The sequence below is a fragment of the Streptomyces sp. NPDC055103 genome (assembly GCF_053607625.1).
Genome location: NZ_JBSGTX010000046.1, coordinates 53,703 through 69,836, shown reverse-complemented (window position 1 = coordinate 69,836; position 16,134 = coordinate 53,703). Strand labels below are relative to the sequence as shown.

General features: G+C 73.1%; 10 protein-coding genes. All 10 read left to right on the top strand.

Annotated elements, in window-relative coordinates; translation table 11 throughout:
- The first annotated feature begins 144 nt into the window (after positions 1–144).
- The 10 genes from ACWFR1_RS26590 (at position 145) to tmk (ending at position 16,066) form a co-directional block, all read left to right on the top strand.
- Positions 145–2,472: a sodium-translocating pyrophosphatase gene (locus ACWFR1_RS26590; protein ID WP_453555270.1), complete on the top strand. Its 2,328-nt coding sequence runs from the start codon at positions 145–147 to the stop codon at positions 2,470–2,472.
- 161 nt (positions 2,473–2,633) lie between these two features.
- Positions 2,634–3,323 (top strand): small secreted protein, encoded by a 690-nt coding sequence (locus ACWFR1_RS26585; RefSeq protein ID WP_453555268.1) that lies wholly within the window; start codon positions 2,634–2,636, stop codon positions 3,321–3,323.
- Positions 3,324–3,644: 321 nt separating this feature from the next.
- The gene (locus tag ACWFR1_RS26580; protein ID WP_453555266.1) at positions 3,645–5,216 is read left to right on the top strand and encodes a DUF7059 domain-containing protein; all 1,572 of its coding nucleotides are present in this window, start codon (positions 3,645–3,647) and stop codon (positions 5,214–5,216) included.
- Positions 5,213–6,217 carry an ArsR/SmtB family transcription factor gene (locus ACWFR1_RS26575; RefSeq protein WP_453555264.1) on the top strand — a complete coding sequence of 335 codons (1,005 nt, stop codon included), beginning with the start codon at positions 5,213–5,215 and terminating at the stop codon, positions 6,215–6,217. The genes ACWFR1_RS26580 and ACWFR1_RS26575 overlap by 4 nt, the downstream gene beginning before the upstream one ends.
- A gap of 93 nt (positions 6,218–6,310) precedes the next feature.
- A complete protein-coding gene (locus ACWFR1_RS26570) occupies positions 6,311–7,447 on the top strand; it encodes an ATP-binding cassette domain-containing protein (RefSeq protein ID WP_453555262.1) in 1,137 nt (378 codons plus the stop codon).
- Complete coding sequence (locus tag ACWFR1_RS26565; protein WP_453555260.1) at positions 7,444–8,217, top strand: ABC transporter permease; 774 nt, start codon at positions 7,444–7,446, stop codon at positions 8,215–8,217. Before ACWFR1_RS26570 ends, ACWFR1_RS26565 begins: the two co-directional genes overlap by 4 nt.
- 14 nt (positions 8,218–8,231) lie before the next feature.
- Positions 8,232–9,023 carry an ABC transporter permease gene (locus tag ACWFR1_RS26560; RefSeq protein WP_453555258.1) on the top strand — a complete coding sequence of 264 codons (792 nt, stop codon included), beginning with the start codon at positions 8,232–8,234 and terminating at the stop codon, positions 9,021–9,023.
- 185 nt (positions 9,024–9,208) lie between these two features.
- Positions 9,209–9,406, top strand: a complete 198-nt coding sequence (locus ACWFR1_RS26555; protein ID WP_453555256.1) for a hypothetical protein — start codon at positions 9,209–9,211, stop codon at positions 9,404–9,406.
- Positions 9,407–9,667: 261 nt separating this feature from the next.
- The gene (gene topA, locus ACWFR1_RS26550) at positions 9,668–12,547 is read left to right on the top strand and encodes a type I DNA topoisomerase (RefSeq protein ID WP_453555254.1); all 2,880 of its coding nucleotides are present in this window, start codon (positions 9,668–9,670) and stop codon (positions 12,545–12,547) included.
- Between the two features lie 189 nt (positions 12,548–12,736).
- On the top strand, positions 12,737–16,066 hold the full coding sequence (gene tmk / locus ACWFR1_RS26545) for a dTMP kinase (RefSeq protein ID WP_453555252.1): 3,330 nt from the start codon (positions 12,737–12,739) through the stop codon (positions 16,064–16,066).
- The last annotated feature ends 68 nt before the right edge of the window (positions 16,067–16,134 follow it).

Sequence of the window (16,134 nt, the reverse complement as noted above, 5' to 3'; positions counted from 1 at the left end):
GCCCTCCCCCCGCCCGCCCCGTTCCGCGCCCCACGCCCCGCGCCCCCGCCGGGGGGGGGCCCTCTTCTCGTGGATTGGTGCATCCGCGCGGAGGCTCCCCGGCATCCATGTTTGTACCGGTTCGTCTCCTTATGATCCGTGAGCATGGACCCCACTTCGCTCGCCGCGGCGGTGCTCACGAGCGGGAACCGGACGATCGTGGTCGTCGTCGCGGCCGTCGCCCTCGGCGCGCTGCTCGTCGCGCAGCTCCTCGTCCGTCAGGTGCTCGCGGCCGGCGAGGGCACCGAGAGGATGAAGGAGATCGCCGCCGCCGTGCAGGAGGGCGCCAACGCCTATCTCGCGCGGCAGCTGCGTACCCTCGCGGTCTTCGCGGTCGCCGTGTTCTTCCTGCTGATGCTGCTGCCCGCCGACGACTGGGCGCAGCGCGCCGGACGGTCCCTGTTCTTCCTGGTGGGGGCGCTGTTCTCGGCGACCACCGGATACGTCGGCATGCGCCTCGCCGTCCGGGCCAACGTACGGGTCGCCGCGGCCGCCAGGGAGGCCACCCCGGCGCCGGGCGAGCCCGAGAAGGACCTCACCGAGGTCGCGCACCGGGCCATGCGGATCGCGTTCCGTACGGGCGGGGTCGTCGGCATGTTCACCGTCGGCCTCGGGCTGCTCGGCGCCTCCTGCGTCGTCCTCGTCTACGCCGCGGACGCGCCCAAGGTCCTGGAGGGATTCGGGCTCGGCGCCGCGCTCATCGCGATGTTCATGAGGGTGGGCGGCGGCATCTTCACCAAGGCCGCCGACGTCGGCGCCGACCTGGTCGGCAAGGTCGAACAGGGCATTCCGGAGGACGACGCGCGCAACGCCGCCACCATCGCCGACAACGTGGGCGACAACGTCGGCGACTGCGCGGGCATGGCCGCCGACCTCTTCGAGTCGTACGCGGTGACGCTGGTCGCGGCGCTGATCCTCGGCATGGCCGCCTTCGGCGACCACGGCCTCGCGTTCCCGCTGATGGTGCCGGCGATCGGCGTGGTCACCGCGGTGATCGGCATCTTCGCGGTCGCCCCGCGGCGCGCCGACCGCAGCGGGATGAACGCGATCAACCGCGGCTTCTTCCTGTCGGCGACGATCTCCCTCGTGCTGGTCGCCGTCGCCGCCTTCGCCTACCTGCCGTCCTCGTACGCCGAGCTGGAAGGCGTCACCGAGCCCGGCATCAACGACCACGCCGGCGACCCGCGGGTCCTCGCCCTCGTCGCGGTCGCGATCGGCATCGTCCTCGCCGCGCTCATCCAGCAGCTCACCGGCTACTTCACCGAGACCGGCAGGCGGCCCGTCCGGGACATCGGCAAGTCCTCGCTCACCGGCCCCGCCACCGTCGTCCTCGCGGGCGTCGCCCTCGGCCTGGAGTCCGCCGTCTACACGGCCCTGCTGATCGGGCTGGCCGTCTACGGGGCGTTCCTGCTCGGCGGCGCCTCGATCATGCTGGCGCTGTTCGCGGTCGCCCTCGCCGGGACAGGCCTGCTCACCACCGTCGGCGTGATCGTCGCCATGGACACCTTCGGCCCGGTCTCGGACAACGCCCAGGGCATCGCGGAGATGTCCGGGGACGTCCAGGGCGCGGGCGCGCAGGTCCTCACCGACCTCGACGCCGTCGGCAACACCACGAAGGCCATCACCAAGGGCATCGCCATCGCCACCGCCGTCCTGGCGGCCGCCGCGCTCTTCGGCTCGTACCGGGACGCCATCGCGACGGCGGTCGCCGAGGCCGGCGGGATCGACGCGATCGACGGGGCGACGGACGTGCTGACGCTCTCGATGGACATCTCGCAGCCCAACAACCTCTTCGGGCTGATCCTCGGCGCGGCGGTCGTGTTCCTCTTCTCGGGACTCGCGATCAACGCGGTGTCCCGGTCGGCCGGTTCGGTGGTCCACGAGGTGCGGCGGCAGTTCCGCGAGCACCCCGGGATCATGACGTACGCCGAGAAGCCCGAGTACGGACGGGTCGTCGACATCTGCACCAGGGACGCACTGCGCGAACTCGCCACGCCCGGGCTGCTCGCCGTGACCGCCCCGATCGCGGTCGGCTTCGCGCTCGGGGTCGGCCCGCTCGGCGCGTACCTCGCCGGGGCGATCGGTACGGGCGCCCTGATGGCGGTCTTCCTAGCCAACTCCGGTGGCGCCTGGGACAACGCGAAGAAGCTGGTCGAGGACGGCAACCACGGAGGCAAGGGCAGCGAGGCGCACGCGGCGACCGTCATCGGGGACACGGTCGGCGACCCCTTCAAGGACACGGCGGGTCCGGCGATCAACCCGCTCCTGAAGGTGATGAACCTGGTCGCGCTGCTGATCGCCCCCGCGGTCGTCAGGTTCGGTTACGGGGACGACGCCAACGACTGGCTGAGGGCGGGGGTCGCCGGGCTCGCGGTGCTCGTCGTGGTCGTCGCGGTCCGGGTCTCCAAGCGGCGTTCGGTGACGGTCTCCTGACGTGTCGTCCGTCTCATTCCCAAGGCTCCGGAGGTGTCCGAGGACTCCTCTCGCTTGGTTCAAAAGACTGCAATGTGGGAGGAATCCGTCCCACGAAAGGTGGAAGTAGCCCGTTCGGCGTGTATGTTCCGGGGCCGAGAGCCTTGGAAGGGACCGATCCGGTGAACAAGAAGCTTGCGGCCGCACTGTCCGGCGGTGCGGTACTGGTGCTCGTGCTGTCCGGTTGCAGCGATGACGAGGGCGACAAGGTGGGGGACTGGGCGAAGACGTTCTGCGACCAGGCGAAGCCTCAGATCCAGAAGCGGGCCAACGCCCACCAGATCATCATCTCGACGGCCGCCGACAGTAAGCCGGCCGAGATCCAGGCCGCCGACTCGAAGGCGTTCCAGGACATCGCCGACGCCGATCGCGCCCTCGCCAAGGCCGTCGAGGCCGCCGGGGTACCGCCCGTCGAGAACGGCCAGAAGGTCCAGCAGGACGCGATCAAGGAGCTCAACGCCACCGCGGTGGCCTACGAGGGGCTCAAGAAGGAAGTCGACGCGCTGGATCCGACGAACCAGCAGAAGTTCGCGGACGGCCTCCAGGACGTCGCCGACGGGCTGACCAAGATCGAGAAGATGGACCAGGCGGCGCTCGCCAAGCTGGAGGAGGGCGAGCTGGGCCAGGCGATGGCCAAGCAGCCCGGCTGCCAGAAGGCCACCGCCTCGGTCCCGCCGGAGACCTCCGGCTCGGCCACGGCCTCGCCGAAGGCCGGCTCGACCTCTTCGGACAAGGGCTCGGACGCCGACTCGGGCTCGTCGTCGCCGAGCAAGAGTGCCACCGCCAAGCCCACGAAGAAGGCCTCGGAGTAGATCCCCGGAGGAGAGCCCGCCGGGTCTCCCGGCGGGCTCCCGCCCGTGTCCGGGGATCCCGCCGGTGTCCGGGAGGGGCTCCCGCTGGTGTCCCCGCGGACCTCCCGCCGGTGTCCGGGAGGGGCTCCCGCTGGTGTCCGGGGATCCCGCCGGTGTCCGGGAGGGGCTCCCGCTGGTGTCCGGGGATCCCGCCGGTGTCCGGGAGGGGCTCCCGCCGGTGTCCCCGCGGACCTCCCGCCGGTGTCCCCGCGGACCTCCTCGCCGGGCTCCCAGCCGGCTCCCGTCGGGTCGGGCGTCCGGATGTCGGTGGTGGCCGTCACAATGGGATCCGTGAGTACGACCAGCCTGCCTCCCCGCCTCCCGGTGCCCGCGCACGCCGCCCGTCTGCGCGAGGCACTGCTCGCCGCCGACTACACCGCCGACGGACTGCTCGACCTGCTCGGCGCCCCCGCCTACGCGGCGCTCGCCCGAAGCGAGACCGTGCCCGCCCTGCGCGCCACCGGCGGCGACTCGCCGCTGGAGACCCTCGTCCGGCTCTTCCTGCTCCAGCGGGCCGTCGACCACGACCGGGCCGCCGCGGCGCTTCCGCTGGACGAGGCCCTCGCCGACGGCTGGGTGGTCCGCGAGGGCGACGCCGTGCTCGCGACGGTCGACGTCCGGCCCTACGGCGGTGAGGACGGCGGGAACTGGTTCATCGTCTCCGACCTCGGCTGCGCCGTCGGCGGCGCCGGCGGCATCGGGAAGAAGGCCGAGGGCGTCGTCCTCGGCGTCGGCGGCGCCTCGACCACCCTCGCCGGGATCACCGTCCGTACGCCGGTGTCCTCCGCGCTCGACCTCGGCACCGGCTCCGGCATCCAGGCGCTGCACGCCGCCCAGCACGCCACCCTGGTCACCGCCACCGACCTCAACCCGCGCGCCCTGGACTTCACCCGGCTCACGCTCGCGCTCTCCGGGGCCCGGGAGGCCGAGTTGCTGGAGGGTTCGCTCTTCGAGCCGGTCGACGGCGACACGTACGACCTGATCGTCTCCAACCCGCCGTTCGTCATCTCTCCCGGCGCCGCGCTCACCTACCGGGACGGCGGGATGGGCGGTGACGACCTGTGCCGCACCCTCGTGCAGGAGGCGGGCGAGCGGCTCAACGACGGCGGCTACGCCCAGTTCCTCGCCAACTGGCAGCACGTCGAGGAAGAGGACTGGCAGGACCGGCTGCGGTCCTGGGTGCCGCGCGGCTGCGACGCCTGGATCGTGCAGCGCGAGGTCCAGGACGTCACCCAGTACACCGAGCTCTGGCTGCGGGACAGCGGCGACCACCGCGGCGACCCGGACGAGTACCGGTCGGCGTACGGACGCTGGCTCGACGAGTTCGAGGCCCGCAAGACCAAGGCGATCGGCTTCGGCTGGATCACGATCCGGCGGAACGCGGCGGTGGAGTCGGGCGCGATCGAGCCCTCGATCCTGATCGAGGAGTGGCCGCACCCGGTCGAGCAGCCCCTCGGCGCCACCATCCGCGCCCACTTCGAGCGCCAGGACTACCTGCGGACCCACGACGATGCCGCGCTCCTCGCCGACCGCTTCACACTCGCGCCCGAGGTGATGCAGGAGCAGGTCGGGCTGCCGGGCGCCGAGGACCCCGAGCACGTCGTGCTCCGGCAGAACCGGGGCATGCGCCGCGCCACCAAGGTCGACCACATCGGCGCCGGGTTCGCCGGCGTGTGCGACGGCACCCTCAGCGCCGGCCGCATCCTCGACGCGATCGGACAGCTGATGGGGGAGGACCCGGTCGTCCTGCGGGACCGCACCCCGCAGGCGATCCGGCTGCTCGTCGAGGAGGGCTTCCTGCTGCCCGTCGGCGCGGAGGACGGCGCCTCCGCCGGCGAGGAGAGCCGCGCTTGATACGGATCGAGCTGGACGAGGCCTCGCTCGGGGCGACCCGGATCGCGATCAGCCCCCTGCGGGACGCGTTCTGCTCGATGCACCTCGCGCTCCCGCACCGCCAACCCTCCTGGCCGTACCAGGCGTGGGTCGGGCAGGCGCGTGAGGTGTGGCGGGAGGACGACCGGCTCCGCCCGCTGTGGGACCTGTTCGTCGAAGGGCGGGCCCAGGTCTCGGACTTCCTGCTGCCCCGGCCGTTCGGCACGGTCGACGTCCACGAGGAGCTGGCCGCGCTGCGGGCCACCGACCCGGAGTTCGTCCGCGAGCAGGTGGACGTCTGCTACCCGGGAATGGCCGACCAGGCCTTCGTACAGCCTTATCTGAGAGACCCGGAGGCGGCCTGCGCGGCGCTCGCCGACGCGTACGCGGCCTACTGGGAGGGCGCGATCGAGCCGTACTGGCCGACGATGCGCCGACTGGTCGAGGACGAAGTGCTCGTCCGGGCCAGGACGTTCGCGACGGAGGGTGTCGACGCGCTGTTCGCGGGCCTGGAGGCGCGGGGGCGCTGGCAGCCCCCCGTACTCGAACTGACCAAGTACATCGAGGCGGAGTACGCGCCCGGAGAGCGGCGTCTCGTGCTCGTGCCGCTGGTCTTCGCCGAGGGCTGCCGGCTGTACTCGACGGACGACCCCGAGGTGTTCGCGCTCAGCTTCCAGGCCCGGGGCGCCGCAGCCCTGCGCGAACCGCCCGAGCCCGTCGCCGAGGACCGGCTCGGCCTGATGCTCGGCCGGGGCCGCGCGGCGGTCCTGCGCGAGCTGGGCGGGCCGCTCACCACGGCCGGGCTCGCCGACCGGCTCGGCCTCGCGCCGAGCACCGTCTCCGAGCACCTGTCGGTGCTCTCGGAGGCCGGCATCGTCACACGGCACCGCGTCGGGCGCTCGGTGTACTACCAGCTCACGGACACCGGCCGTTCGCTGCTCGCGCTGCTCACCGGGGAGGGCGTGCTGCAGGCGGTCGCCTGAGCCGGGGGCCGCCCCGCCGCCCCTCCGCCCCGACGATTCGGGGGCTCCCGAATAGTTGGCCCGGCCCCTCCGCGGGCTTCTACCGTCCGCCGCATGCTCGCAATCGAGGCGGACGCGCTGCGCCGCACCTACACCAGCAGGACCGGGTGGCTGAAGCCCCGCCGGACCGAGACCGAAGCCGTCCGCGGGGTCACCTTCGAGGTGGCGCCGGGTGAACTGTTCGGGCTGCTCGGCCCCAACGGCGCCGGGAAGACCACCACCATCAAGATGCTCAACACCCTGCTCCTGCCGACCTCCGGCACGGCCCGGGTGTTCGGCCACGACGTGGCCCGCGACCCCGTCGCCGTACGCCGCAGGATCGGGTACGTCTTCGGCGGCGACCGCGGCCTGTACGACCGGCTCTCCGCGCTCGACAACCTCCGCTACTTCGCCGAGCTGTACGGCGTCGAGGCCCGCGCCCAGAATCGGCGCATCGCCGAACTCCTCGACCTGGTCGGCCTCGTGGGCCGCGAGAAGGAGCGCGTCGAGGGCTACTCGCGCGGCATGCGGCAGCGCCTCCACATCGCCCGCGGCCTCCTCCACCGCCCCGACGTGCTCTTCCTCGACGAGCCGTCCATCGGCGTCGACCCCGTCGCCGCCCGCGACCTGCGCCGTACGGTCGCCGACCTGTCCGCGGCCGGCACCACCGTCCTGCTCACCACCCACTACATGGCCGAGGCCGACGAGCTCTGCGGCCGGATCGCCGTGATCGCGGGCGGCCGGATCCGCGCCCTCGGCACGCCCGAGAGCCTCAAGTCCCGTGTGCGGGGCCGCGACGTGCTGGAGATCGAGGCGTACGGGGTGGACGAGGAGCGGCTCGACCGGGTGCGGCGGATCGCCGGGGTCCGGGGTGCGTCGGTCGAGGACCGGGGCGCGCTCCAGATCGTCACCGTGCAGACAGGACCGGGCTCCGCCGAGCTGCACGGGCCGGTACTGAACGCGCTGGACGGCGTGCGGATCGGCCGGGTCACGAGCCGCGAACCGTCCCTGGAGGACGCCTACATCGCCATCGTGGAGGAGGCGGCGGCGACCGCTCCGGACGAGTCCACAGCGGCGGCGACCGCTCCGGACAAGTCCGCGGAGGTTGGTCTGGACGCCGGCGTGGAGGCCGGTGCGCACGCCGCCACGGAGTCCGACGCGGACACCGACGGAGCTCCGACCGCGGGCGTGTCCGAGGAGCTGTCCGTATGAGGCGCGTCCCGCGACTGATCCTCGTCGGCGTGCGTACCCATGTCTCGTACATGTCGCGCTCCCCGATCGAGATCACCTTCGCCGTCCTCGTCCCGCTCGTCTACGCGACCCTCGCCGTCTACCTCTTCCGGGCCGCGGGCGACCCCGACCGGCTGCTCACCGCCTCCGTCGGCGCCGGACTGATGGGCATCTGGGGCTCGGTGCTCTTCGGTTCGGGCGGCGCCGTGCAGAACCAGCGCTGGCTCGGCACCCTGGAGAGCCTGGTCGTGGCGCCGGCGCCGCTCGCGCTCGTCCTGCTCCCGATCACCCTCGCGACCGCCGTCATCGGCACGTACGCGATGGGCGCGACCGTCCTCTGGGGCGTGGTCCTCTTCGGCGTCCCGCTCGACTTCGCGCACCCGCTGCTCTTCCTGCTCGCCGTGCCCGTGTGCGTCCTCGCCCTCGGCATGATGGGGCTCCTCCTCGCCGCCACCTTCGTCCTGCTGCGCAACGCCAACGCCCTGGCCAACCCGCTGGACACGCCGATCTGGCTGCTGTCCGGGCTCCTCGTGCCCGTCACTGTGCTGCCCGCCTGGACGCAGCCCCTGTCCTGGGCGCTGCCCACCACCTGGGGCGCGCGGGCCGTGCACGCGGCGACCTCCGGCGGGGACGTGGTCACACCGCTGCTCGCCGCCGTCGCGCTCGGGGCCGGATACGCCCTGGCCGCCGTCCTCGTCCTGGGGCGGGTGGAGCGCCGGGCGCGCGCCGCCGCCACCCTCGCCCTCACGTGAAAGGCCAGACAGAGATGTTCCGTTTCTCCGGCACCGCCCGGCTCGTCGTCGTCGGCGGGGCGATCTCCTACCGGGCGCTCTTCAACTGGACGACCCCGCCGATGTTCATCGGAACCCTGCTGGTGGGGCCGCTCCTCCAAGTTTTCTTCTTCGTCTTCCTCGGCCGGGAACTGGGCGTCGCCGACGACCGTTTCCATCTTGTCGGCAACGCCGTTCTCGCAGCTTCCGCCTCCTGCGTGTACGGCGGCACGATGGCCGTCGCCAACGAGCGCCGGTACGGCACACTCGGCGCCGTCCTGCTCTCGCCCAGGCGCCGGGTCCCGCTCTGGATCGGACGCGCCCTCCCGTACGTCCTCAACGGGCTGTTCGTCAGCGCCTTCGTCCTCACCGCCGCCGCGCTGCTGCTCGGGCTGCCCGTGCCCGCCGGGGCACTGCCCGGGCTCGGTCTGGTGCTGCTCGCCGCCGCCGGTGCCTGCTCGGCCTTCGGGCTCGCGCTGGGGGCGCTCGGGCTCCGCTTCCGTGACGTGTTCCTCGTGTCCAACGTGGCGAGTTCGGGGCTCCTCCTCCTGACGGGCGCCGCCGTGCCCAGGGAGTCGCTGCCGGAGTGGATGCGGTTCGCCGGCGAGCTGCTGCCGCTCACGCACGCGGCGGACGCGGCGCGGCGGCTGACCGCGGGCGGCGGTCTGGACGGGGCGCTGCTCGGCACCGAGCTCGCGGTGGGAGCCGGCTGGGCTCTGCTCGCCGTCGCCCTGCTCGCCGTCTTCGAGCGCGGCAGCCGGCGCCGGGCCACGCTCGACGTGATGTGAGATCACGCTCGATGTGACAGGGGAGGGTGGAGGGGAAGTGAGGAGTGGGTCACTACCGGCCATCTTCGTGAAACCGTACGGGACGGTCCGCGTCGTTCACCCGGAATTCGCGCTCTCGATGCCCGGAGGTGCCAGCCTCGGCCGCGGGAGACGAACACCGCACGTGAACGGAACGGGGTACGGGCATGGAGAGCGGGCCGGCGATCTTCGCGGGGGCGGCGTTCACGCTGTTCGGAGGCGCGCTGCTGCTGTGGACCACCGTGCGGACACTGCACCGTGAGCCCGTGGCGTACGGCGCCGCCCCGCGCGCGGCGGCCGCCCTGACGAGCCTCTTCGGCGCCGCCTTCCTGGCCCTCGGCCTCTGGTGCTTCGGCCGCCTCTGAATCCCTCCCGGGCTCCGCCCGCGATCCCTCCGGCGAGGGCACAGCTCCGGACGCCCGCCCCGCCCGTCCGGGAGTCCGGGCGGCAGGAATGCCAAAACTCGGGTTACCGTTCGAGTGGCCGTTGCGGGCTTTCGCCGTTTGACACGGGGGCGGGTTGTACCGTCACACTCCGCAGCGACGGGAGCGTCACCGTCCGTGCCGCTGCCGTGCGTGCCAGCGCCGTACGTGCCAGAGAGTGTCGATCCGGAGAGAAGAGCGAAGTTGTCCCCGACCAGCGAGACCGCACACGGCGGCCGCCGACTCGTCATCGTCGAGTCGCCTGCCAAGGCGAAGACGATCAAGGGCTACCTCGGCCCTGGCTACGTCGTCGAGGCGAGTGTCGGACACATCCGCGACCTCCCCAGCGGCGCCGCCGAGGTGCCGGAGAAGTACACCGGCGAGGTGCGCCGCCTCGGAGTCGACGTCGAGCATGACTTCCAGCCCATCTATGTCGTCAATGCCGACAAGAAGGCGCAGGTCAGGAAGCTCAAGGAGCTGCTCGCCGAGTCCGACGAACTCTTCCTCGCCACCGATGAGGACCGCGAGGGCGAAGCCATCGCGTGGCACCTCCAGGAAGTCCTGAAGCCCAAGGTCCCCGTCCACCGGATGGTCTTCCACGAGATCACCAAGGACGCGATCCGCGAGGCCGTCGCCAACCCGCGCGAGCTCAACCAGCGCATGGTCGACGCCCAGGAGACCCGCCGCATCCTCGACCGGCTCTACGGCTACGAGGTCTCGCCGGTCCTGTGGAAGAAGGTCATGCCGAAGCTGTCGGCGGGCCGCGTGCAGTCCGTCGCCACCCGGCTCGTCGTCGAGCGCGAGCGCGAGCGCATCGCCTTCCGCTCCGCCGAGTACTGGGACCTCACCGGCACCTTCGGCACCGGCCGTACCGGTGACGCCTCCGACCCGTCCTCGCTGGTCGCCCGGCTGAACTCGGTCGACGGCAAGCGCGTCGCCCAGGGCCGTGACTTCGGCGCCGACGGGCGGATGAAGTCCGACAGCGTGCTCCACCTGGACGAGGAGAAGGCACGGGCGCTCGCCGCCGCGCTCGCCGACACCGCGTTCGCCGTGCGCTCGGTCGAGTCGAAGCCGTACCGCCGCTCCCCGTACGCCCCCTTCCGGACCACGACCCTCCAGCAGGAGGCGAGCCGCAAGCTGGGCTTCGGGGCGAAGGCGACCATGCAGGTGGCGCAGAAGCTGTACGAGAACGGCTTCATCACCTACATGCGTACGGACTCCACGACCCTGTCCGACACCGCCGTCTCGGCGGCCCGGGCGCAGGTCACGCAGTTGTACGGCGCCGACTACCTGCCGGAGAAGCCGCGCGTCTACGCGGGCAAGGTCAAGAACGCGCAGGAGGCGCACGAGGCGATTCGCCCTTCGGGTGATCGTTTCCGCACCCCCGCGGAGACCGGCCTGACCGGCGACCAGTTCCGGCTCTACGAACTGATCTGGAAGCGGACCGTCGCCTCCCAGATGAAGGACGCCACCGGTAACTCGGTGACCGTGAAGATCGGCGGCCGGTCCTCCGACGGCCGTGACGCGGAGTTCAGCGCGTCCGGCAAGACGATCACCTTCCACGGCTTCATGAAGGCCTACGTGGAAGGCGCCGACGACCCGAACGCGGAGCTCGACGACCGCGAGCGGCGCCTGCCGCAGGTCGCCCAGGGCGACGCGCTCACCGCCGACGGGATCACGGTGGACGGCCACGCGACGAAGCCGCCGGCCCGCTACACCGAGGCCTCGCTGGTCAAGGAGCTGGAAGAGCGCGAGATCGGCCGCCCGTCGACGTACGCGTCGATCATCGGCACGATCCTCGACCGCGGCTACGTCTTCAAGAAGGGCACGGCCCTCGTGCCGTCCTTCCTGAGTTTCGCCGTCGTCAACCTCCTGGAGACCCACTTCGGGCGGCTCGTCGACTACGACTTCACCGCCCGGATGGAGGACGACCTCGACCGCATCGCGCGGGGCGAGGCCAAGTCCGTGCCGTGGCTGAAGCGCTTCTACTTCGGTGAGGGCGACGGCACGGGCGAGGGCGGCGCGGCGGCCCCCGGCGGTGCGGCGGACGCCGGGAACGGCGACGGCGACCACCTCGGCGGCCTCAAGGAGCTCGTCACCGACCTCGGTGCGATCGACGCGCGCGAGATCTCGTCGTTCCCCGTCGGCAACGGCATCGTGCTGCGCGTCGGCCGCTACGGCCCGTACGTCGAGCGCGGCGAGAAGGACGCGGAGGGCCACCAGCGCGCCGACGTCCCCGACGACATGGCGCCCGACGAGCTGACCGTCGAGCACGCCGAGGAGCTGCTCGCCAAGCCGAGCGGCGACTTCGAGCTGGGCACCGACCCGGTCAGCGGCAACCAGATCGTCGCGAAGGACGGCCGCTACGGCCCGTACGTCACGGAGATCCTGCCCGAGGGCACCCCGAAGACCGGCAAGAACGCGGTGAAGCCGCGGACGGCCTCCCTCTTCAAGTCGATGGCGCTCGACACCGTCACCCTGGAGGACGCGCTCCGGCTGATGTCCCTGCCGCGGGTCGTCGGCGCGGACGCCGAGGGCGTCGAGATCACCGCGCAGAACGGCCGCTACGGCCCGTACCTGAAGAAGGGCACGGACTCGCGGTCGCTCACCGACGAGGAGCAGCTCTTCTCGATCACGCTCGACGAGGCGCTCGCGATCTACGCGCAGCCGAAGCAGCGTGGCCGGGCGGCGGCCAAGCCGCCGCTGAAGGAGCTCGGCACCGACCCGGTCAGCGGGCAGCCGGTCGTCGTCAAGGACGGGCGCTTCGGCGCGTACGTGACGGACGGCGAGACCAACGCCACCCTGCGGACCGACGACAGCGTGGAGACGATCACGCCGGAGCGCGGCTACGAGCTCCTCGCGGAGAAGCGGGCCAAGGGACCGGCGAAGAAGGTCGCCAAGAAGGCCCCGGCGAAGAAGACCACGGCGAAGAAGACGGCCACGAAGACGGCGGCGAAGAAGACCACCGCCGCCAAGACCACGGCCGCCAAGACGACCGCCGCGAAGAAGACCGCCGCCAAGAAGACCACGGCGACGAAGAAGACGACCGCGGCCAAGAAGACGGCGGCCGCGCAGCCGGAGTAGCGAAGCGGCTCGTGAAAGCCTGGTGAGAGCGGGGAGGGGCGAGGGCCGGTGGCCCCCGCCCCTCCCCGCTTCCGCCTCCCCCTCCCCCGCCTCCCCGCTTCCGCCTTCCCGCGTCGGTCCCGTCACAGGCTCGTGCGGATGTTCGGGCGGAGGCCGCGGGGAGCAAGGGCGTCCGGATAGGGTGGACGGATGACGCGAGCAGAGCAGCCAGACCGCCTCGGCGATTCCGACGCCGCACTCGTCGCGGATTCCCAGGAGCGTGCCGTACGGGCCCTCCTGCGCCATCAGCCCCTGCGCCGGCTGTGGGGCGCCCACCTCGTCGGCAGTGTCGCCGACGCCCTCGCCCTCCTCGTCCTCGTCCTCCTGGGCCTCCAGGCGGCCGTCGCCGAGGGCGCGCTCGGGGGCGGATACCGGGGCGCGGCGTTCGCCGTGGCCGCCGTCGTCGGTACGCGCCTGCTGGCCTCGGTCCTCTTCGGGGCCGTCCTCCTCGGCCCGCTCACCGCGCTCACCGGGCCCGACGGCCCGCTCGACCGCCGCTGGACCATGATCGGCGCCGACGGCGTGCGGATCGCGCTCCTCGTCATCGCGCCCCTGTGGATCGACTGGATCCCCGGCAGCGCGCTCTGGTATCTGCTCGGCACCGTCTTCGTCACCGGCGCCGCCGAGCGGCTCTGGACGGTCTGCCGCGAGGGCGCCGCTCCCGCGCTGCTGCCCGCCCCGCCGCTGGAGGGCGACGCCGTACGGCCGCTGCCCGACCACCTCGGCGCGCTGCGCCGGCTGTCCCAGCGCACCGGCTTCCTGGCCGTGCCGGCCGCGGCCGGCGTCCTGCTCGTCGCCACGCTCGTCGGCGATCTGCTCGGCGTCGGACTCGACTGGTTCTCGCTGCACCAGGCCGCCCTCGGCTCGTACGTGGCGGCCGGCCTGTTCGCCGCCTCCGTCACCGGCCTGTACGCGATGACGCTGCCTGGCGGGCAGACGCCGCGGCCCCGCTCGCCCCTGGAGGGCATGCGCCGCCCGTCGGCCGAGAAGGCCGGCGCGGAGGGCGCGGTGGCCGGGAAGGGCCGCACCGGCGTCCTGCCCCTGCTGGTCCTGACCTGCGCCACCGTCGCCGGGGCGATCGCCGCGGCCGCGTCCCTCGCCGTGCTCCACGCGTACGACCTGGGCGGCGGCCCCGTGACGTACGCGCTCCTGATCCTCGCGCTCAGCGGCGCCACCGCCGTCGGCATCCGCACCGCGCGCAAGGTCCTGCCCGTCCTGTCCCGGCGCCGGCTGCTCGCCCTTGCGACCGCCGTCACCGGTGTCGCGCTGATCGCCATGGGCCTGGTGCCGGACACGGCGACCGTGCTGTTCCTCGCCGTCCTCGCCGGGTACGCGGCCGGTGTCGCCGCCAACACCGGCCACACCCTCGTCGACCAGGAGACCGAGGAGCCGCGCCGGGCCCGGACCACCGAGCACCTCCAGGCCAACGCCCGCGTCGGCATGGCCCTCGGCGCGCTCGCGGCCCCGCTGCTCGCCGCCGCCATCGGGCCGTACCCGCTCGCCTCGGAGAGCGCCGACTTCGCGCACGACGGCGCGGCCCTGACGCTCGCCCTGGTCGGCGCCCTGCTGCTGCCGGTCGCCGCGCTGGTCCTCGCGAAGACCGACGACCGCGCCGGTGTCCCGCTCCGCCGCGACCTGCGCGACGCGCTGCGCGGCTCCGACCCGGCCCAGGCGCCCTCCCCGACCGGCTTCTTCATCGCCCTGGAGGGCGGCGACGGCGCCGGGAAGTCGACCCAGGTCCAGGCGCTCGCCGAGTGGATCCGGGCGAAGGGCCACGAGGTCGTCGTCACCCGCGAGCCCGGTGCCACCCCGATCGGCAAGCGGCTCCGCTCGATCCTCCTCGACGTGTCGTCGGCGGGGCTCTCGAACCGCGCCGAGGCCCTGCTGTACGCGGCCGACCGCGCCGAGCACGTCGACTCCCTGGTCCGGCCCGCCCTGGAGCGGGGCGCGATCGTCCTCTCCGACCGGTACATCGACTCGTCCGTGGCCTACCAGGGCGCGGGCCGCGACCTGTCCCCGACCGAGATCGCCCGTATCTCGCGCTGGGCGACGGACGGGCTCGTCCCGCACCTCACCGTCGTCCTCGACGTCTCCCCGGCGACGGCCCGCGAGCGCTTCACCGAAGCGCCGGACCGGCTGGAGTCCGAGCCGCCGGAGTTCCACGCGCGCGTGCGGGCCGGTTTCCTCGCCCTCGCGGCCGCCGACCCGAGCCGCTACCTCGTCGTCGACGCCGGTCAGGAGCCCGAGGCCGTCACCACCGTCGTACGCCACCGGCTCGACCGGATGCTGCCGCTCTCCGAGGCCGAGGTGAAGGCCGCCGAGGAGGCCCGCCGGAAGGCCGAGGAGGAGGCGCGGCGCCTGGCGGAGGAAGAGGCAGCCCGCAAGGCCGAGGAGGAGCGCCTGGAGCGCGAGCGGCAGGCGCAGCTCGCCAAGCTCCGCGCCGAGGAGGAGGAGCGCAAGCGGCGCGAGGAGGAAGAGGCGCGCCGCCTGGAGGCCGAACGGCAGGCGGAGGAGGCCCGTCGCGAGGCCGAGGAGGCCCGGGTCGCCGCCGAGCTGGCGGCCGAGGAGGAGCGCAAGCGCCTCGCCGCCGAGGAGAAGGCCCGCCAGGAGGAGCAGGAGCGGATCCGCAAGGAGGCCGAGGAGGAGGCGCGGCTGCGGGCCGAGGCGGAGGAACGCCGCCTGGAGAAGCAGCGCAAGGCCGAGGAGGCCCTGCTGCGGGCCGAGGAGGCCCGCCGGATGGCCGAGGCAGCCGCCGCGGCGAAGGCCGCGGAGGAAGCCGCGGTGCAGGCCGCGGCGGAGAAGGTCGCCGCGGAGGCTGCCGCGAAGGCGGCGGCGGAGAAGGCCGCGGCCGAGCGTGCCGCCGCGGAGCAGGCCGCCGCTCAGCGCGCCGCCGCGGCGGAGGCGGCCGCGGCGAGGGCCGCCGAGGAGAAGCGGGCCGCGGCGGAGAAGCGTGCGGTGGCCGAGCAGCGGGCGGCGGCCGAGCGGGCCGCTCGGGCCACTCGGATGTCGGCGAACGAGGTCACCGTGCCGACGCCGATCGTGAAGCCGGATGCCAAGGCCGCCGGCGAGACCGAATCACCCACGGTCTCGCCCGACGAGGTCACCGTGGCCACGCCGATCGTGAAGCCGCCGGAGGCCGAGACGGCCGTCCTGCCGCAGATCCGGGACCCGCGCGCCGTCGACGAGACCGCCGTCCTGCCTCCCGTACGGGACACCAGGACGTCCGACCCCGTCGACCGGGTGCCGCAGGGCATCTTCCGCGACGAGCGGACGCAGCCTCGGTCGAGGCCGCAGGCCCCGTCGCAGCCCCACGGTGCGAACGACCGGACCCGTGAGCTGCCTCAGCTCGACGAGAACGGGCAGCCGCGCCGCCGCTCGGACTGGGCGGAGGAGACCCCGCTCGACGATCTGCCGACCCTCGCGGACGAACTGTTCGGCCCGCACGACGACGACGAGAACGACGGCCGCCGTCGCCGTTGAGGGTGTAGCCAGCTCCACCCTCAACCCGGCAGCCAGCTCCATACCGCCGTGACCTGCGGTTTTCTAGC

Excerpts from the sequence above, each read along its gene's own strand:
- ACWFR1_RS26590 (WP_453555270.1), top strand. The coding sequence starts at position 145 with ATGGACCCCACTTCGCTCGCCGCGGCGGTGCTCACGAGCGGGAACCGG.
- ACWFR1_RS26580 (WP_453555266.1), top strand. The coding sequence starts at position 3,645 with ATGGGATCCGTGAGTACGACCAGCCTGCCTCCCCGCCTCCCGGTGCCC.
- ACWFR1_RS26570 (WP_453555262.1), top strand. The coding sequence starts at position 6,311 with ATGCTCGCAATCGAGGCGGACGCGCTGCGCCGCACCTACACCAGCAGG.
- ACWFR1_RS26565 (WP_453555260.1), top strand. The coding sequence starts at position 7,444 with ATGAGGCGCGTCCCGCGACTGATCCTCGTCGGCGTGCGTACCCATGTC.
- ACWFR1_RS26560 (WP_453555258.1), top strand. The coding sequence starts at position 8,232 with ATGTTCCGTTTCTCCGGCACCGCCCGGCTCGTCGTCGTCGGCGGGGCG.
- ACWFR1_RS26555 (WP_453555256.1), top strand. The coding sequence starts at position 9,209 with ATGGAGAGCGGGCCGGCGATCTTCGCGGGGGCGGCGTTCACGCTGTTC.
- tmk (WP_453555252.1), top strand. The coding sequence starts at position 12,737 with ATGACGCGAGCAGAGCAGCCAGACCGCCTCGGCGATTCCGACGCCGCA.